Annotated in this window: 18 protein-coding genes and 1 pseudogene; 8 read left to right on the plus strand and 11 right to left on the minus strand. The window is 70.2% G+C overall.

Annotated elements, in window-relative coordinates; translation table 11 throughout:
* Window positions 1-277 precede the first annotated feature (277 nt).
* Window positions 278-652, minus strand: a complete 375-nt coding sequence (locus PYR72_RS23670; RefSeq protein WP_275457174.1) for a hypothetical protein — start codon at window positions 650-652, stop codon at window positions 278-280.
* Between the two features lie 953 nt (window positions 653-1,605).
* Between PYR72_RS23670 and helR the strand changes: the two genes are divergently transcribed.
* Window positions 1,606-3,849 (plus strand): RNA polymerase recycling motor ATPase HelR, encoded by a 2,244-nt coding sequence (gene helR / locus PYR72_RS23675; protein ID WP_275457175.1) that lies wholly within the window; start codon window positions 1,606-1,608, stop codon window positions 3,847-3,849.
* A gap of 41 nt (window positions 3,850-3,890) precedes the next feature.
* Here the strand turns inward: helR and PYR72_RS23680 are convergent, their stop codons facing one another.
* From PYR72_RS23680 to PYR72_RS23690, 3 genes are all read right to left on the minus strand, one after another.
* Window positions 3,891-4,091: a hypothetical protein gene (locus PYR72_RS23680; protein ID WP_275457176.1), complete on the minus strand. Its 201-nt coding sequence runs from the start codon at window positions 4,089-4,091 to the stop codon at window positions 3,891-3,893.
* An 87-nt stretch (window positions 4,092-4,178) separates the two neighbouring features.
* On the minus strand, window positions 4,179-4,670 hold the full coding sequence (locus tag PYR72_RS23685) for a hypothetical protein (protein WP_275457177.1): 492 nt from the start codon (window positions 4,668-4,670) through the stop codon (window positions 4,179-4,181).
* Window positions 4,671-4,704: 34 nt separating this feature from the next.
* Window positions 4,705-5,610 carry a bile acid:sodium symporter family protein gene (locus tag PYR72_RS23690; protein WP_275460499.1) on the minus strand — a complete coding sequence of 302 codons (906 nt, stop codon included), beginning with the start codon at window positions 5,608-5,610 and terminating at the stop codon, window positions 4,705-4,707.
* Between the two features lie 191 nt (window positions 5,611-5,801).
* Here PYR72_RS23690 and PYR72_RS23695 point away from each other — a divergent pair, with 191 nt between their 5' ends.
* The gene (locus PYR72_RS23695; protein WP_275457178.1) at window positions 5,802-6,065 is read left to right on the plus strand and encodes a CopG family transcriptional regulator; all 264 of its coding nucleotides are present in this window, start codon (window positions 5,802-5,804) and stop codon (window positions 6,063-6,065) included.
* Entirely contained in the window at window positions 6,062-6,475 is a 414-nt protein-coding gene (locus PYR72_RS23700; RefSeq protein WP_275457179.1) for a DNA-binding protein, read from the plus strand. Before PYR72_RS23695 ends, PYR72_RS23700 begins: the two co-directional genes overlap by 4 nt.
* 89 nt (window positions 6,476-6,564) lie before the next feature.
* On the opposite strand, the pseudogene PYR72_RS23705 reads toward PYR72_RS23700, so the two are convergent.
* Window positions 6,565-7,356 (minus strand): annotated as a pseudogene (locus PYR72_RS23705) (META domain-containing protein); the annotation flags it as partial.
* Window positions 7,357-7,485: 129 nt separating this feature from the next.
* Window positions 7,486-7,908, minus strand: coding sequence for a hypothetical protein (locus PYR72_RS23710; protein ID WP_275457180.1), 423 nt, complete (start codon window positions 7,906-7,908; stop codon window positions 7,486-7,488).
* A 215-nt stretch (window positions 7,909-8,123) separates the two neighbouring features.
* Here PYR72_RS23710 and PYR72_RS23715 point away from each other — a divergent pair, with 215 nt between their 5' ends.
* On the plus strand, window positions 8,124-8,693 hold the full coding sequence (locus PYR72_RS23715) for an SMI1/KNR4 family protein (protein ID WP_275457181.1): 570 nt from the start codon (window positions 8,124-8,126) through the stop codon (window positions 8,691-8,693).
* A 272-nt stretch (window positions 8,694-8,965) separates the two neighbouring features.
* Here PYR72_RS23715 and PYR72_RS23720 read toward each other — a convergent pair whose 3' ends face one another.
* On the minus strand, window positions 8,966-9,718 hold the full coding sequence (locus PYR72_RS23720) for a GntR family transcriptional regulator (RefSeq protein WP_275457182.1): 753 nt from the start codon (window positions 9,716-9,718) through the stop codon (window positions 8,966-8,968).
* A 132-nt stretch (window positions 9,719-9,850) separates the two neighbouring features.
* Between PYR72_RS23720 and PYR72_RS23725 the strand changes: the two genes are divergently transcribed.
* From PYR72_RS23725 to PYR72_RS23735, 3 genes are all read left to right on the plus strand, one after another.
* Window positions 9,851-10,087: a hypothetical protein gene (locus PYR72_RS23725; protein ID WP_275457183.1), complete on the plus strand. Its 237-nt coding sequence runs from the start codon at window positions 9,851-9,853 to the stop codon at window positions 10,085-10,087.
* A gap of 375 nt (window positions 10,088-10,462) precedes the next feature.
* Entirely contained in the window at window positions 10,463-10,666 is a 204-nt protein-coding gene (locus PYR72_RS23730) for a hypothetical protein (protein ID WP_275457184.1), read from the plus strand.
* Window positions 10,663-10,923: a hypothetical protein gene (locus PYR72_RS23735; protein ID WP_275457185.1), complete on the plus strand. Its 261-nt coding sequence runs from the start codon at window positions 10,663-10,665 to the stop codon at window positions 10,921-10,923. Before PYR72_RS23730 ends, PYR72_RS23735 begins: the two co-directional genes overlap by 4 nt.
* Before the next feature lie 114 nt (window positions 10,924-11,037).
* Here PYR72_RS23735 and PYR72_RS23740 read toward each other — a convergent pair whose 3' ends face one another.
* Window positions 11,038-11,553 (minus strand): hypothetical protein, encoded by a 516-nt coding sequence (locus PYR72_RS23740; RefSeq protein ID WP_275457186.1) that lies wholly within the window; start codon window positions 11,551-11,553, stop codon window positions 11,038-11,040.
* Between the two features lie 182 nt (window positions 11,554-11,735).
* Between PYR72_RS23740 and PYR72_RS23745 the strand changes: the two genes are divergently transcribed.
* On the plus strand, window positions 11,736-11,933 hold the full coding sequence (locus PYR72_RS23745; protein ID WP_275457187.1) for a hypothetical protein: 198 nt from the start codon (window positions 11,736-11,738) through the stop codon (window positions 11,931-11,933).
* A 168-nt stretch (window positions 11,934-12,101) separates the two neighbouring features.
* Here the strand turns inward: PYR72_RS23745 and PYR72_RS23750 are convergent, their stop codons facing one another.
* The 3 genes from PYR72_RS23750 to PYR72_RS23760 all read right to left on the minus strand — a co-directional run bounded on the left by PYR72_RS23750 (window position 12,102) and on the right by PYR72_RS23760 (window position 14,930).
* Complete coding sequence (locus PYR72_RS23750) at window positions 12,102-12,392, minus strand: hypothetical protein (RefSeq protein WP_275457188.1); 291 nt, start codon at window positions 12,390-12,392, stop codon at window positions 12,102-12,104.
* Between the two features lie 43 nt (window positions 12,393-12,435).
* A complete protein-coding gene (locus tag PYR72_RS23755; protein ID WP_275457189.1) occupies window positions 12,436-12,738 on the minus strand; it encodes a hypothetical protein in 303 nt (100 codons plus the stop codon).
* A gap of 137 nt (window positions 12,739-12,875) precedes the next feature.
* Complete coding sequence (locus PYR72_RS23760) at window positions 12,876-14,930, minus strand: RICIN domain-containing protein (protein ID WP_275457190.1); 2,055 nt, start codon at window positions 14,928-14,930, stop codon at window positions 12,876-12,878.
* Window positions 14,931-15,103 lie beyond the last annotated feature (173 nt).

Below are 15,103 nucleotides of genomic sequence, written 5' to 3' on the forward strand. Positions count from 1 at the left end.
GGCCGAACAGAGTCAGAAAGCGCTTTCTCCAGATGAGTGTCAGGGGGTGTTCTGGACACGTCAATAGATGTGTACGTGGGTAGTGTTCACATGGATGAACTAGGAGAGCGGTGAAGTGTCGCCCCGGAGAGCGGGAAGTCGCTGTTCAGTGACACTTCGATGTCTACGGGAGGGCCGGTGCGGGCGGGTTCGAGGCCGCCGGGGTGGCGTCGTGAAGCGCCGGCCATCCGAGCTTGTGAACGAGCGAGCCCCCGAGCCCTGCCGGTGGGGTCTCGGCTCAGGGGGTCTCGGGGGGTCCGGGGGCGGGGTACACCCGGCCCAGGCCGGCGAGATCCAGTACGGGGATGTACGCCTCCGGGCGAAGCGTGAAGGTCGTGACGCGCGCCGGCGGGTACTTCACGAACAGGCCGGCCCACACCCCGATGCGGGTGGGCCCCGAGCCGATCAGGTGGAAGTCGCCCCGGGCGACCGCGAAGAACACCGGGTCCTCGCTGGATCCGGTGCCCGGGTACAGCAGGGCGTGAGCGGCGTGGCGCGTGGTCGCCACGATCCTGATGTCGTGCGGGCTGGGCTCATGGCATCGCGTCGCCGACCATGCGCGGATCTCGGCGACGACTTCACGGAGAACCGGGTCGGGGATGGTGTCCGGCATGCCTCGCGTCCTCCCTCGGCGTCGCTGGATGCGTTGCCCGGATGCGGCGGTGGGGCGTGGGGCGTGGTGTCCCGCGTGGTCGGGACCCGTGGTGGTGGTCCGGGACCCGTGGTGGTAGTCCGGGACCCGTGACCGTCGTCCGGGACCCGTGGCCGTGATCCAGGACCCGTGACCGTGATCCAGGACCCGTGACCGTGATCCAGGACCCGTGGCGGTGATCCAGGACGTGACCGTCGTCCAGGACCCGTGACCGTGGTCCAGGACCCGTGACCGTGATCCAGGACCCGTGGCCGTCGTCCAGGACCCGTGGCCGTGGTCGAGGGCCCTGGTGGTGCGGGGGCTGTGGCTCGCCGTACCTTTTGCGGCCCGTACTGTTCGGCCCGCGGAACCGTGGCTCTCCGGGGCCCGCGGACGCGGTTCCCAGGGGCGTGCATGGCCTGAACTTCCAGGGGCGCGGGGAACTGCGCGGGAAGCCCACCGGAGCGCCGGCCGTGCACGGCCGGCCCGTCGCACTCCGAGGTCCGCCACGCGCCAGCGCGCCCATGGCGCCCGGACACAAGCAAAGGCAAGGACGTCACGCTCTCCTTGCCACTCTCAACCTATAGCGCACCGGGGGGCTTGCGGCAAGGCCCCCGTGGTGGCGCAGAATCTCCGGGCCGAGCCGGTGTCGACGGCATCGCGGCGAGCCACCCCTCACCCACGACCGAGCGCGCACACCGAGCGCGCACCACCGACCACGCGGACCCGGCCGGCAGTCTCGTCGGCCGGGCCCGTGCGAAGGCCCGGCCGGCAGGCCCGCCCCACAGACGGCCCCACAGACGGCCCCAGGAGGACCAGTCACCAGCAGAATCAGCAGCACCGCAGGCAGGACACCCGGCAGAACCCACGGCCGGCACCCGGCGGCACCCATGGCCGTAAGCGACCCCGCATTCGAAGCGTTCGGAGCGATTGACATGAACCCCCCGACCACCGGCCCCAGCGCGTTCGACCTTCCCGCCCGTCTCTCCGCCAAGGCCGACCCGGAGCTGATCGCGGCCGACGAGCGGTACTTCGAGGCGCTGGCCGACTGTCTCGACCGGTCGATCGCCGAGGTGTCCGCCCAGCTGGACGCCGCGCGCAGGGCTCCCGGCGGCATGGGCCGGCACGCGATGGACCGGGACACGGAGGTCCACCGTCTCACCGCCCGGCTGCGCACCCTGCGCCGCTTCGGCCTGGACCTGTGCCTCGGCCACATGGTGAACCCGGACGACCCCGAACCCGTCTACATCGGCCGTCTCGGTCTCACGGACGGCGCGACCGGGCGCCGACTGCTGATCGACTGGCGCTCCCCGGCCGCCGAGCCGTTCTTCGGCGCGACCCACGCCAACCCGATGGGCCTCACGAGCCGCCGCCGCTACCGGTGGACGAACGGCCGGATCAGCGATTACTGGGACGAGGTCTTCTCCCGCGAGGAGCTGGACGGACGCACCGGCCACCACGCCGCCGCCCTCGACGACCAGTCCGCCTTCATCGCCAGCCTCGGCACCAACCGGTCCGAGCGCATGCGGGACGTCCTCGGCACCATCCAGGCCGACCAGGACGCCATCATCCGCGCCGGTTCCCGGGGCGCGCTGGTCGTGGACGGCGGCCCCGGCACCGGCAAGACCGTCGTCGCCCTGCACCGCTCGGCGTACCTCCTGCACTCCGACCCCCGGCTGGGCCACCGCCGGGGCGGCGTCCTCTTCGTCGGCCCGCACCGCCCGTACCTCTCCTACGTCGCCGACGTGCTCCCGAGCCTCGGCGAGGAGGGCGTACAGACGTGCATCCTGCGCGACCTGGTCGCCGAGGGGGCGGCGGCCGGTACGGAGAGCGACCCGGAGGTGGCGCGGCTGAAGGCGTCGGCGGCGCTGGTGGGCGGCATCGAGAAGGCCGTCCGCTTCTACGAGGAACCCCCCACCGAGGGCATGACGGTCACCACCCCTTGGTCCGACATCCGGCTGGGCCCCGAGGACTGGGCCGCAGCCTTCGACGCGGCGGAGCCCGGCACCCCGCACAACGAGGCCCGGCACCAGGTCTGGGAGGAACTGCTGACGATCCTGACGGACCGGCACGAGGCCGAGGCCGACCCCGGTCCCGACCCGGAGACCACCGCCGCCCCCTCCCCCGCCCTGCTGCGCCGGGCCCTGCTGCAGAACCGGGACCTGGTCGCGGCCTTCAACCGTGCCTGGCCCCTGCTGGAGGCGGCGGACCTGGTCGGGGACCTGTGGACGGTGCCGGCGTACCTCCGGTTGTGCGCGCCCTGGCTGACCCGCGAGGAGGTGCGGTGCCTCCAGCGGGACGAGCCCCGGGCCTGGACGACGTCCGACCTGCCCTTCCTCGACGCGGCCCGGCAGCGCCTCGGCGACCCGGAGACGGCCCGCCGCAAGCGGCGGCAGGCGGCGACCCTGGCCGCGCAGCGTGAGCGCATGAGCCAGGTCGTCGACAACCTGATCGAGGCCGTGGCCAACTCCGGCGCCGACGGGGACGAGGGCATCGGCCTGGTGAACATGCTCCGGGGCGAGGACGCGCAGGTCAGCCTGGTGGACGACTCCGAGCTGTCCACCGCGGACCCCGACCTGCTCGCGGGGCCGTTCGCCCATGTCGTCGTGGACGAGGCGCAGGAGCTGACGGACGCGGAGTGGCAGATGCTGCTGCGGCGCTGCCCGTCCCGGAGCTTCACGATCGTCGGCGACCGCGCCCAGGCCCGGCACGGGTTCACGGAGTCCTGGCAGGAGCGTCTGAAGCGGGTGGGCCTCGACCGCGTCGAGCAGGCGTCCCTGACGGTCAACTACCGGACGCCGGAGGAGATCATGGCGGAGGCGGAGCCGGTGATCCGGGCCGTGCTTCCGGACGCGAACGTGCCGACCTCGATCCGCAGCGGCGGCGTCCCGGTCGTCCACGGCCCCGTCTCGGCCCTGGAGGAGACCCTGGCGACGTGGCTGGCCGCCCACGACGACGGCATCGCCTGCGTCATCGCGGCCCCGGGCTCGCCGCGCAGAGTCCCGGCGACGCCCCGGGTCCGGTCCCTGACCCCGGAACTGTCGAAGGGCCTCGAATTCGACCTGGTCGTCCTCATCGACCCGGAGGACTTCGGCGAGGGCATCGAGGGGGCGGTGGACCACTATGTCGCGATGACGCGGGCGACCCAGCGGCTGGTGGTGCTGACGACGAGCGGCTGAGCCGTCGTTGGTTGAAGGGGCCGTACGCCGGGGCGGTGGCCTCAGGCCACCGTCCTGGCCTCGGCCAGCCGGTGGAACGCCCGGGTGGTACCGGGGTGCACCATCTCGTCCAGCAGATGCCGCCAGTCGGGGTCGGTGACGGGTGCGGGGTGCGCCCGGTCCCACGCGGTGAGGAACGGACCGAAACCGCCGTCGTCCCGCGTGTCGGTGGCCCGCGTGTCCGAAGGCCGCGTCGACTCCATGGGGGTCTCCTTCCGTCCGGGATCCGTGCGCTCGCGGACCCCGCCTCACTCCACGGTCTCGCACAGCCGTGCGATCCGCAGCACGCCTCACCCGCGTCGGGCGGCCCCGTCCGGCCACACCACGTCCACGGGGACGCCGGCCGCCCGCGCGTCGAGGACGGCGTCGGCGGTGCCGCCGCCGTTGCCGGTGGGCGGTGCGCCGTCCCACACGGCGACGAGACGGTCCGCCCGGGCGACGAGTACCGCGTTGGCGGCCTCGTACGCCTGCCGTCCGGCCGTCTCGTAGGGAAGCGCGACGACCTCCGCGGCGGCCCCGACGAGCCGGTCGTAGGACGCGCCGTGCTCGGCCTCGACGGTGTTGCGGCGGTAGTCCCGCGACGGTGTGACGACGACCAGCCGTCCCCCGAGCGCGAGCACGGCCTCGGCGAACAGGGTGTCGGCCCCCTTGGCGACGCAGGACACCCCGACGAGCCGACCGTCGACGGCGTACGGCCTGAGCAGCGTGTCCAGGGCCGCCCGCACGAGGGGGACGGTGCCGTCGGTCAGGTCCAGGTGTCCGGTCACCGCGATGGTCGTCACGGCCGCCCCTCCCTCTCCGTCCGTGCTCACGGGCTCAGCTCGCCGTCGAGGGATGCTTCGCGCGCGTCCGGGTGATGGCGTAGCCGAAGGCCGTCGCCAGTATGTACATGAGGACCGAGTAGACAGCGCTGGGAACCGCCACCTCGGTGCTGTCGAGAATGCTCAGGGCGATGGTGAGGGCGACCGTGGTGTTGTGGATCCCCACCTCCATGGCGCTGGCCACGGCCTGGGGCTCGTTCAGGCGAAGGAGCTTGGCGCCGCCGTAGCCGATACCGAGGCTCGCCAGACAGAACAGGCCGGTGACCAGGCCGACTTGGCGGAGGTAGTCCGCGAGGTTCTCCCGCTCTCCCAGCAGCGCCCCCAGGGACACCGCGACCAGGACGGCGATCGAGAACACCCGGACCGGACGGTCCGCGCGGGCGGCGAACTCCGGGGAACGCGTGCGGACGAGCATGCCGAGGGCGACCGGGACGAGCACGAGGGCGATCACCTGCAGCACCTTGCCGAACTGCAGCCCCAGATCGCCCTCGACGTCGAAGTAGGTGATGGCCAGGTTGGTGATGAGGGGGATGGTGACGGCCGCCAGCACGGAGTTGATGGCCGTGAGGGTGATGTTGAACGCCACGTCGCCGCGGAACAGATGGCTGAAGAGGTTGGCGGTGGTGCCGCCCGGGGACGCGGCCAGCAGCATCACGCCCACGGCGAGCAGCGGGTCCACGTCGAAGGCGACGACCAGCCCGAAGGCGAGCAGCGGCAGCACGGCGATCTGCACGGTCAGCGCGAACGCGACCGCCTTCGGCGAACGGGCCACACGCCGGAAGTCGGCCGTCGTGAGCGAGAGCCCGAGCCCGAACATGATGATGGCGAGCGCGACCGGCAGGCCGGTCGTGATCAGCGCTGAATCGTTCATGCCCCCGCTTCCTGGATGACGGCACGACAGCAGCGGAGACGCCGGACCTGCCGCACGGCCCGTAGATCGCCACAGTGAAGCAGCAGCCGCGCCCCTGTCACAAGGTTCGTGCAGGTCAGAGTGGTTCGAGATCCGATGGGCCGGTGCTCTGCGCGGCGCATATGGCGGGACATGTAGGGCTTCGATACAGGACGAAGAGGATCGGAGGTAGGATAGGTAGCATGAGCGACCCTACCGGCAAGTACTCGATCACCATGCCGCGCGACATCGCCGAGGCGGCCAAAGCCCGCAGCGGCCCCTCCGGCCTGTCCGCCTATGTCGCCGCCGCCGTCGCACGCCAAATCGAGCGGGACAATCTCAACGAGCTCATCCAGGTCGCCGAGGCCGAGCACGGGCCCGTCACCGACGGAGAGATCCAGGCCCTGCGCGACCAGCTCCACGAGGCCCGACGGCGGCAGGCGCATGGAGGTGCGAGCGCCGCATGACCCGCTCCTCGGCCGCCCCCGGCGGCACCCTGGTCCTGGACAGCGAAGGGCTGGCGAAGGCCGTTCTCCGCGACCGCACCGTCACCGGTTGGCTCGCTCTCGCCCGCGCCGATGATCTGCGGGTGGTCACTTCCGCGGCCACCCTCGTGGAAGTGATCCACCCCCGGATCAACCGCCCGGCCCTCGAATGGACCCTCTCCCGTCTCGTCATCGAACCGGTCACCGAGCCCATCGCCCATCACGCCGCCGTACTCCTCGCCGACGCGGGCCTGCACGGTCACAAGTACGCCATCGACGCCATACTCGGCGCCACCGCCCTCGCCGCCCCCGGCCCTACGACGGTCCTCACCTCGGACCCCGAGGACCTGACCGCCCTGTGCGGCTCCCGCCTCACTGTCATCAAGGTCTGAGACAGGGCCGGGCGTACCGTCTCGTCCTCGCCCGGAGGATCACTGGGAAGTAACTTGGGGTCCGCGGCCGTTGCGCTGAGTCCCCGGCCGTCTGTGTCCGTCAGCGTGATGCTGTCGCTGCTGACTTCGTACGCGAGCTTCGTCCGCAGCAGTTTCTGCAAGGCCCGTTCGGTCTTCATGACCTCGCCGGAGCACATCCGTTGGGTGGTGCCGAGACGGGCGAGTGTGAGGTGCCCGTCCCGTACCGTCGCCTGGGCGGTGACGCGGTTGCAGCCGAGGCTGCCGGTGAACCTGCCGGTCTTCCTGTCGATCGTGAACCACACCTTGCCCTCGGCTCCGGACGGGAGAGCACTTGCCGCGTTGTCGTCGACGAGGGCGTCGACCGTCCATGTGGTGCCGTACGGTTGCGCTTCCTCCGCCTTGCTGAGCCTGACCATGTCGCCGCCGTCGGTGGTCAGGCTCAACTTGCGGCCGTCCACCCGGGTCTTCAGCCGGCCCCCGGTGAGGGTGCCCCACAGCGAGTCCTCGAAGGCCATGACCTCCTTCTCGCAGGCCATCTCGGTCAAGCCCGCGTCGGTGAACACGAGGGCGCCCGCGGTCGTTTCCGCGGTGGCGTGGAAGTCGTTGCAGCCAAGGGTGCCGTCGACCGCGCCGTCCTCGCCGATCTCCAGCAGCGCTTCGTCGGGCGCCACCGTGCGCCTGCCGGCGACGGTGAGACTGTCGACGGACCAGCGGACACCGGTGACGGAGGCCGTGGAGTTCGAAATGGTGGATTGCTTCGAGGAGACCGAGCCGACTGATCCGCTGTTCGTCTCGCTGCCGCACGCCGCCACGAGCGGAAGCAGGATCAGGGAGATGAGAGTCGTTCGCTGTGTGTTCATGCCACGGGGACGGCCGAGGTAGGTGGAACGTTCACCGGGTACGGGGAAGCCTCGCCACGACGCAAGCCTCTCGACGGTTCGAGCCGACTTCTCCGCACCGCGCAACGACTCCTCGCCCTGACTGCGGATCTAATCGGCCGTGACCCCCCAGTAGCCGATCTGTGAGGGCCGGCCGTCGACATGGAGCACCGTGCAAAGTCCCTGGGCGCGGTCGGGGTAGGACAGCCGCCCCGCGTCGAGCGCGTCGTCCCACTCGGCGTAGATGGGGCGGCCGTGAGGGGCCCACGCACACACCTCCTCAACGGTCAGCGGCCGCATGAACGGACCGTCGTCCGTGTCGGTGGCATCGATCAAGGCCGGGAAGTCCAGAACAGTGGCTGTGCCGCCGGTGAACACATACTCCTGCCACTTCTCGTCCCGCCACAGTTCTTCGATGGTCCGGCCCGCGAAACCGTGATCGTCCCGCGCCAATGTCTCTTCCTGCGCCCGCCGGAAAGCGGCCGCGAGATCAGACTGGTACGGCCCCGTGTGACTCCAGGCGTTACCACCCATCCTCGCCACCCTCTTCGAGCAGAGTGCGCTTGTGTCGCGTGCACGGGGAAGCCTCAGTTGTCGTGCAGAGGCAGGGGGTTACACGTCTCTTTCGGCGCCACACGCCAGGGTTCGCCGCGCCCATATCAGCGTCGGAGCGACGCTGCCGCAGCAACGTCGGGTATGCGCCGGTGTTGTCAGTGCTGACTGACAGGATCCGCCACATGACTTTATCCATGGACGACTCCTGGTACCGCATGGAGACATGGCTCGCGGCGAACGCGCCGTACACCTACGCAAAGTTGGCGCCTCCGGCCGAGCCCGCCGCGATCACGGCGGCTGAGAAGGCGATCGGACTGACCTTTCCTGACCCACTGACAGAATCGCTTCTACGGCATGACGGAACGAACCATGCCGTTCTCCTGCCACCGTTCTGGATGCCTCTGAGCACGCACGACATCCTGGAGACCTGGACGATGCGGACCGAGATCCACGCCTCGATCTTCGGCGACACCCAAGACGGCGACGCCGAGGCCGAGTACGGGCCATGGTGGCATAGGCAGTGGATTCCCTTCGCGGAGAACGGCGGCGGTGACGAGCTGGTGATCGACCAGCGCCCGACGCGGTACAGCGGCCGAGTAGGCGATGCCTTCCACGAGGAGGGTTGTCACTTCCCGCCGCACGCGATGTGGGCGTCCTTGCCCGCCCTGTTGGACATGACCGCCACCGCGTTGGAGACCGGCGAACCTCTGGACCGCTATACACGCATCGTCAGCGACGAGGGACGGCTGGACTGGGAATTCTGAGCAGGGGGTGCGCGACAGAAGCCGGGCTCGTGTGTGTCGCCCGCCGGTCCTTGCGCGGTGCCGGCGCGAAGACATCCGGCACGAATGCCGGCATCGCCGAGCGCCGTTCACGTTACTCCACACTTCGACCACGCCCGGCCGGTGCGATCGCAGCGCCGCGGACGACAGTCGGAGGGAGGCGGGGAGCGCCTTTCTGAGCACCGCGCCTTCATCGATCTACATAGGGGCGCGGATGGTGGCTCGGGTGGCGCATCCCCTGTCCCGCGCCCGTCTCAGTCGATCGGGATCTCGTAGGCGATCTCCCAGCGCACGTCCGGCACCGTGATGTCGGCCGTCTCGACGGGGCGTCCGCCGCTGTCGTAGTACGTGCGCTCGATGCGGGTCAGCAGCTCACCGACGCTGATCCCCAGCAGGTTGGCCTCTTCCTGGGTGGCCCGGCCAGGACGCGGAACCTCCACGGCGGTCTCGACGGCCACCCCGATCGAACGCATGCGCTCCACGACACCCGCGCCGGCGAGCGGACCCATCTCGGGGAGGACGATCGGTGTGCCGTCGGTGACGGCCATCGGCTCCCACGACTCGGACAGCTGAACAGAATTGCCGTCGGCCAGGAACTCGTAACGGCTTACGACACAGGGGTCGCCCGGATCGATGGCGAGGCGCTCGGCGATGTGTTCCGGAGCAGGCACGCGAGCCTGGCTGTGGGACTCCCAAGTACCGCGCCGCCCCTGCTCCTTCATGTCGGCGCGGAACGGTGACCCGCCGCGGTGTTCGCGGTGCCGGGACCGGATCATGCGCAGCCGCTCACGCGGAGCGCGGACGTACGTCCCGGACCCCGCCCGCCCTTCCAGGACGCCCTCGATGATCAGGCGCTCCATGGCGCGTTGGGTGACGTTGCGGCCTACGCCGTACGCCTCGGCGAGTTGCGCTCGTGAGGGCAGGCGTTCGCCGACGGCCCACTCGCCCGCCCGTACCCGGCGGCGCAGGTCGTCCGCGACTTCGAGGTACGGGGCCTCTCGCGGCATACGGCTCTCCTGCTGCCCCGCGTGCGCAGGGCTGGTGGTGCGGTTGACGGCGACATTGACAAGCTACTGCATCAGGTGGAAGCTACTGAAGTAGAAGCACGCTCAGTGACCGTACACTTACTCAGGAGCCTCGTGCGCCCCCAGGTCGAAAGCATTGCCGCACGACTGGCCGAAGCCACGGGAGTTGATGTGCGTCGCGAGGAGGTTCCGGACGGTGTCCGACTGGAAGTGGACCTGCCCCGCGAGCTGAGCGAGACCACGCGTACGGCGGTTCTGGCCGCCATCGCCGACGCGGATGCGTACGGGCATGGGCGCACCGGCGAGGGGGACCGTCTGTGGGCGCTCGTCATCGACAAGCCGAACAAGTAGGCCCCGGCGACCGCTGACACGGCCCCGGGGCATGGCCGATCTGACCAGGAGACCGACAATGCACCTTGTATCACGCGCACTCACATGGGTGAGGGCGATGCTCTTCGGCCGACCCGAAGCCGGTCGCACAGCCTGCGGCACGGCTCCCTCGCAACCTGTCCCGGGCTCGGCCACACCTCACCCGTCACCCGAAATGTGGGCGGCGTTCCTCGCGAGCGCCCGGCGCCGCAGAGCCCCACGCCCCTGGACGCCCGGCGCACCCCCGCCCATCTCCGCCGACGACATCACCAGCACTCTCGTGGGCATCTACCTTCTCCGGCCCGAGGTACGTCAACGCGCTCGGGCGGCGGCGCGGTTGGCAGAGGAGGCGTGTCGATGACCGACGTACGGAGCCGTCAGCCCGCAGAACCGTGCACCGAGGTCCCCATGCTGCGCGCCTACCGACTGTGGTTCGAGCACACCCGCAGGTGCGCCGACGGATGCAGGGGCGTTCCCAGGGCTCAGGACGGCTGCGAGGACGGACGGGAGTTGTGGGGGACGTACCGCCTCGCGCGCATCGGAAGGACGACATCAGCATGAGCTGGACCGTCAAGCGCACACCGGGCCGTCCCGTACGCCGCACGGACGACGACCGCCTCGCCGTACCCCTCCGCCTGTCCCTGGCCGACGGCCGCACCACGGACACCGACCTGACCCTCACCCTCTCCGAAGCCGAACATCTCCACGCCTCACTCTGCCGCGCCCTCGACGGGGAACCCGCACCTCCGACCGGGCCGGACTGCCGCCGGCCGGTTCAGATCTCGCCCCGGGTGTCGCGTTCCCTGGGGTCCGCGTAGAGGTCGTACAGCGCGGGCGACTCATCAACCGGCCCGGCACGCCCCTCCCTCGGCCTGCCGGGCCGGTCGCGGCGCCGCAGGTGAACAGGGCGTGGTGGGCGAGCACGACGGGGTCTACAACGGCGGTGTCGCATCGCGCCTCGTGCGCGACACACGACGAGGACCGCGAACCGAGCGGTGAGCGGGGTTGCTCGGTCGCATGCGCCGCTGCGGCGGGCCCGGGGTCGGTCGGCTGCCTGTCCTGGGATGCCGCTTCCTGTCTCGCACCAAGTCCTTGAACATCGCGACGTGCACACGGAGGACGGCGCCGAGCGTGAGCAGGGCGGTCAGTACCGCCACGCACGCGAGACCGAGCCACGCGACGAACGCGACCGCCCAGGCAAGTTCGGGTGACTCCGGCCGCTCCGTGGTGGCGAGCCACATGATCAGCTTCACCTCGACGACAGCGTGGCTGACGATGAGGCCGTTCCACATCACCAGGAGAACGGTGTCCCATGCCACGCGTCCCGTGGCGCCCTCTCCTGCTGGCGGCCTCGGTTCGCGGTTCCAGAGTGCCTGGAACTCGACGGTGGCGACGACCAGGATGACGGGGATGACGGTCACCATGGTGGACGCGTAGTCGTCGGTCATCCTGTACGCCATGGTCCCCCCGGCATGCGCTTCAGGGACACGACGGTAGGGCATCCGCGCCTTCGGAGAGTGAAGAACAAGGTGGGTGCCGACAGGGTTTGCGCGCGGAGGGTCCGGGCAGCGGGTATCCGCGGGCAGCCGGGCCTCAACCCGGCAGGGTGGCCCAGCCATAGGGTAAGGATGTGCGAAACGACCGACATGACGAGCCGCTCACCGACGCGGAGCTGGAACTGTTCGTCCAGTACCTCCACCGCTTCGCCCGGCACGACGTCGATCTGTTCGCGCTAGTGGAAGCCGGCGACCCCGAGTACCCGTGTTACGTGGCCATGTCCCGGACCCCGCTGCCCGGAACCGACCCCGCCGCCTACCGCCGACCGTAGTCCTCCCCGGACTCAGTCATCGTTCGCGGCAACCGCCGCAACCGTTGGCCGCCGTGACGATTCCAGGTTCCCCACTCACCATGCCCCAGCGCATGGGTAGTACTCGGGCATGGCCGGTGAACCCGGCGCGGCCTCGTTTCGACGCCACGACCGGCACCAGCGCACCACTCACTCGGCGGCTTCCAGCTCGGCGCCATCCCCGGTGAGTCGCGCCCTCTTCGCCACAACCGCCTCGGGCCCGGCGGGCCCGTGCACCTCTTCGAAGCCTGCGATCAGCTCGTCGAGACCGTCTCGCTCGATCTGTCGCTGCGCCGCCTTCTCCCGGTACGCCGATACTCCCCGCCTGCCGACCCGCTCACGGATCGCCCGCAACGTGCCGGCCGTCAACGTGACCGGGATGCCGCTGCTCGGCCCGTCACCGGACGGAAACTCCGCGCCGTCTCCCCTGCCTCTCGCCATGGCATTGAAGATGCCATGGCGGAACCACTGCCAGGCAGAGCCGCTACTCCTGGATCAGAAGGTCCGGGTGGGTGGCCGTGAAGATCAGGTAGGTGGCCGCCGCGGCTGCTCCCAGCAGGGACAGTGCGCCGCCCGCGACGGCTCGTGACCTGTTCGTCCGGCCCTGTGCCGACGCCCGGTACTCGATTCCGGCCCGTGCGAGGCCGGTGAGGGCCAGGGGCAGGGCGGCCACGGAGACGAGGATCCAGAACGGACAGCAGAACCAGCACGCCACCGACGCCCCGCCGAGGAAGACGGCGAACTCCCCGGTCGGCCGGGGCTCGTCCGGTGCGTCGGTGGGAAGCATGGGGCGATTCAAGCAGAGCCCGCCCGGCGCGAACGCGCCACGCCGCCCAGGGCACGGGCGCGCGAAGAAGCCCCAGGGCGATGCCTGGGGCTTCCTCTCGGGCCGTGGACGCGGGTCCCGGTCGCTGCTGTCGGGGGCTACGACGCCGGCGTCACGTCCGTCAGCTTCCAGCGCTGGTTGGTGCCCGAGTTGGGGATCCACAGGCCCACGCCCGCGCCGTCGTTCGTGGCCTGGCCGCCGACGTCGGCGAGCTGGCCGGTGGCCGTGTTGACCAGGGTCCAGGTGGAGTCGCCCGTGGTGGAGAGGATCCACTGGGTGGCGGTGTCACGGGCGCCCGTGTCCGGTTCGGCGACCAGGGAGCCGCCCCGGACCGCCAGGCGCTTGTGGGAGGCCGCCTCGGTCAGGACGTAGCGGGTGCGGTTGCCCGTCGGGCCGGTGCCGACGCGGTCCAGGGTCCACCGCTGGGCGGCCGTGGCGGCGTTCGGGTTCTTGATGACCAGGCTTTTGCCGTCGGCGGCGAGGGCGAGGTTCTTGCTGCTCTGCACACCGGTCAGGGTGTAGGTGTGGTCGTCCTGCAGCTCGGCGGCGGAGGCGGCCACACCCGAGACGTGGCTGATCAGGAACGACGTCACCGACTGGGCCGGGACCGTGATCGTGGCCTTCTTGTCGCGGACGTCCACGGCCTTCTGGCGGACCAGCTTGCCGGAGGCGTCCGTCACCACCGGGGTGACCCGCGCGTGCTTGCCGACGTCACCGAAGCGCGAGAGGTCCAGCGTCACCGCGCGCGGGGCCGTCGTGCTGTTGACGTGGACGACCGTCGCCTTCTTGCCCTTCTTCGCGACCGCGGCCGTGCTCGACGTGTCGTCGGTCTTGATGAGGCGGTCGCCCGGCTTGATGTAGTGCGTGAAGTTGCGGGCCGTGTCGAACTTGGTGTTCGTGTAGATGGGGCACGACTTCAGCGTGTCCGACGACTTGCAGGAGAACGACAGCTGGATGGAGCCCCAGTTGCCGCCCTTCGCGGACTCGCCGCCCGGCTTCATGTTGTCGTAGTCCTCGACCGGCTGCCAGAACACCCAGGCCTGGGGCTCCAGTTCGCGCAGGTCGTTGACGATCTGCTGGGCGAGGCCCAGCCCCGGGCGCATGTCGGTGAAGCTCTGGCCGTCGCCCCAGTCGCCCTCGACCTCGCTCATCCACAGCGGCTTGTCGGCGGCCTTGGCGAGGTCACGGACCATGGTGCGCTGGCCGGTGCCGTAGGTGTGGACGTTCATCTGGCCGACGAGGTCGCGGACCTCCTTGGGGTAGGAGTTCCAGTTCGTGGCGAAGATGGACGGGTTGGTCTCGTCCATCGCGGAGATCTCCGCGTCCGAACGGGACTTCTTCAGCACCGGGGCGAGCGCCTTGATGACCTTCTGCTGCAGCTCCGGGCCGATGTGGGCGCCCTCCTGGCGGCCGCCGGTCGGCCGGCCGTCCGCGCCGAGCTTGGTTCCCCAGTAGTTGGTGTTGGGCTCGTTGAAGGGGTCGAGGGTGTCGACCTTGATGTGGTGCGCCTTCTCCAGGCGCTCGGTGGCACCGACCAGGTACTTGGCGAAGTCGTCGACCGAGTCGGCCTTCAGCTGGTCCTTGGTGGAGTCGAAGCCGCCGGAGACGTAGCCGCTCTCCGTCATGAACCACGGCGGGGAGTTGCTGAACGTCTCCCAGTGGTCGATGTCGTTCTTGATGCGGTCGACCCACCAGCGCTGGGTGGCGTCCGCGTCCTTGTTCCAGTCGTTCTTGTCGTCGGCGTCCCACCAGTCGACGTCCGTGCGGGTGGTGCCCGCCGGGGCCTTCCACCAGCCCTCGACGGCGCCGCCGGCCCGCAGGTAGTCCTTGACGTCGGGGGCGTTGCCGCCGCCGATGTTGTAGCGGGCGATGTTGAGGTCGAGGCCGTCCTTGCCGAAGAGCAGGTCGGCGAGCTTCTCGCGGATCGCCGGGGGGTAGTCGCCGGTGGCGTTGGCGAACCACACCAGGCTGGTGCCCCAGCCCTCGAAGCCGTCGGCCTTGTAGGAGGGGTCGGGGCGGACCGTGACCGAGGCGACGGCGGCCGTGTCGGCGTGCGCCATCGGCAGGGAGGTCGTGGCCATGACCGTTCCGGTGGCCAGGGCCGTGACGCCGATGGCCCCGAAGAGCCGTCTCGTACGGGTGCGGTGTGCCATTCGAGTACTCCAACTCTTCCGTGTGTCACGTCCCGGCGAGACACGGAGAAAGGGGCCGGCGTTCAGCGTGGTGCGGTGCGTGCGAGGCGTGCGTTCTGTAGCTGTTCCAGCGGATACGGAGCGGTTCGGCGCGCTCTCGCAGGGTTTGCCTGTGGGTTTCCGTCAGTGGATGT

Source organism: Streptomyces sp. VNUA24, assembly GCF_029167005.1.
Taxonomy (GTDB): Bacteria; Actinomycetota; Actinomycetes; order Streptomycetales; family Streptomycetaceae; genus Streptomyces; species Streptomyces scabiei.

What these genes read in the sequence shown, in the direction of transcription:
- PYR72_RS23680 (WP_275457176.1), bottom strand. Translation starts at nt 4,091, where the DNA reads ATGGAGTCGACGCGGCCTTCGGACACGCGGGCCACCGACACGCGGGAC.
- PYR72_RS23695 (WP_275457178.1), top strand. Translation starts at nt 5,802, where the DNA reads ATGAGCGACCCTACCGGCAAGTACTCGATCACCATGCCGCGCGACATC.
- PYR72_RS23730 (WP_275457184.1), top strand. Translation starts at nt 10,463, where the DNA reads ATGACCGACGTACGGAGCCGTCAGCCCGCAGAACCGTGCACCGAGGTC.
- PYR72_RS23740 (WP_275457186.1), bottom strand. Translation starts at nt 11,553, where the DNA reads ATGACCGACGACTACGCGTCCACCATGGTGACCGTCATCCCCGTCATC.
- PYR72_RS23700 (WP_275457179.1), top strand. Translation starts at nt 6,062, where the DNA reads ATGACCCGCTCCTCGGCCGCCCCCGGCGGCACCCTGGTCCTGGACAGC.
- PYR72_RS23735 (WP_275457185.1), top strand. Translation starts at nt 10,663, where the DNA reads ATGAGCTGGACCGTCAAGCGCACACCGGGCCGTCCCGTACGCCGCACG.
- PYR72_RS23755 (WP_275457189.1), bottom strand. Translation starts at nt 12,738, where the DNA reads ATGCTTCCCACCGACGCACCGGACGAGCCCCGGCCGACCGGGGAGTTC.
- PYR72_RS23670 (WP_275457174.1), bottom strand. Translation starts at nt 652, where the DNA reads ATGCCGGACACCATCCCCGACCCGGTTCTCCGTGAAGTCGTCGCCGAG.
- PYR72_RS23760 (WP_275457190.1), bottom strand. Translation starts at nt 14,930, where the DNA reads ATGGCACACCGCACCCGTACGAGACGGCTCTTCGGGGCCATCGGCGTC.
- PYR72_RS23750 (WP_275457188.1), bottom strand. Translation starts at nt 12,392, where the DNA reads ATGGCGAGAGGCAGGGGAGACGGCGCGGAGTTTCCGTCCGGTGACGGG.
- helR (WP_275457175.1), top strand. Translation starts at nt 1,606, where the DNA reads ATGAACCCCCCGACCACCGGCCCCAGCGCGTTCGACCTTCCCGCCCGT.
- PYR72_RS23710 (WP_275457180.1), bottom strand. Translation starts at nt 7,908, where the DNA reads ATGGGTGGTAACGCCTGGAGTCACACGGGGCCGTACCAGTCTGATCTC.
- PYR72_RS23720 (WP_275457182.1), bottom strand. Translation starts at nt 9,718, where the DNA reads ATGCCGCGAGAGGCCCCGTACCTCGAAGTCGCGGACGACCTGCGCCGC.
- PYR72_RS23715 (WP_275457181.1), top strand. Translation starts at nt 8,124, where the DNA reads ATGGACGACTCCTGGTACCGCATGGAGACATGGCTCGCGGCGAACGCG.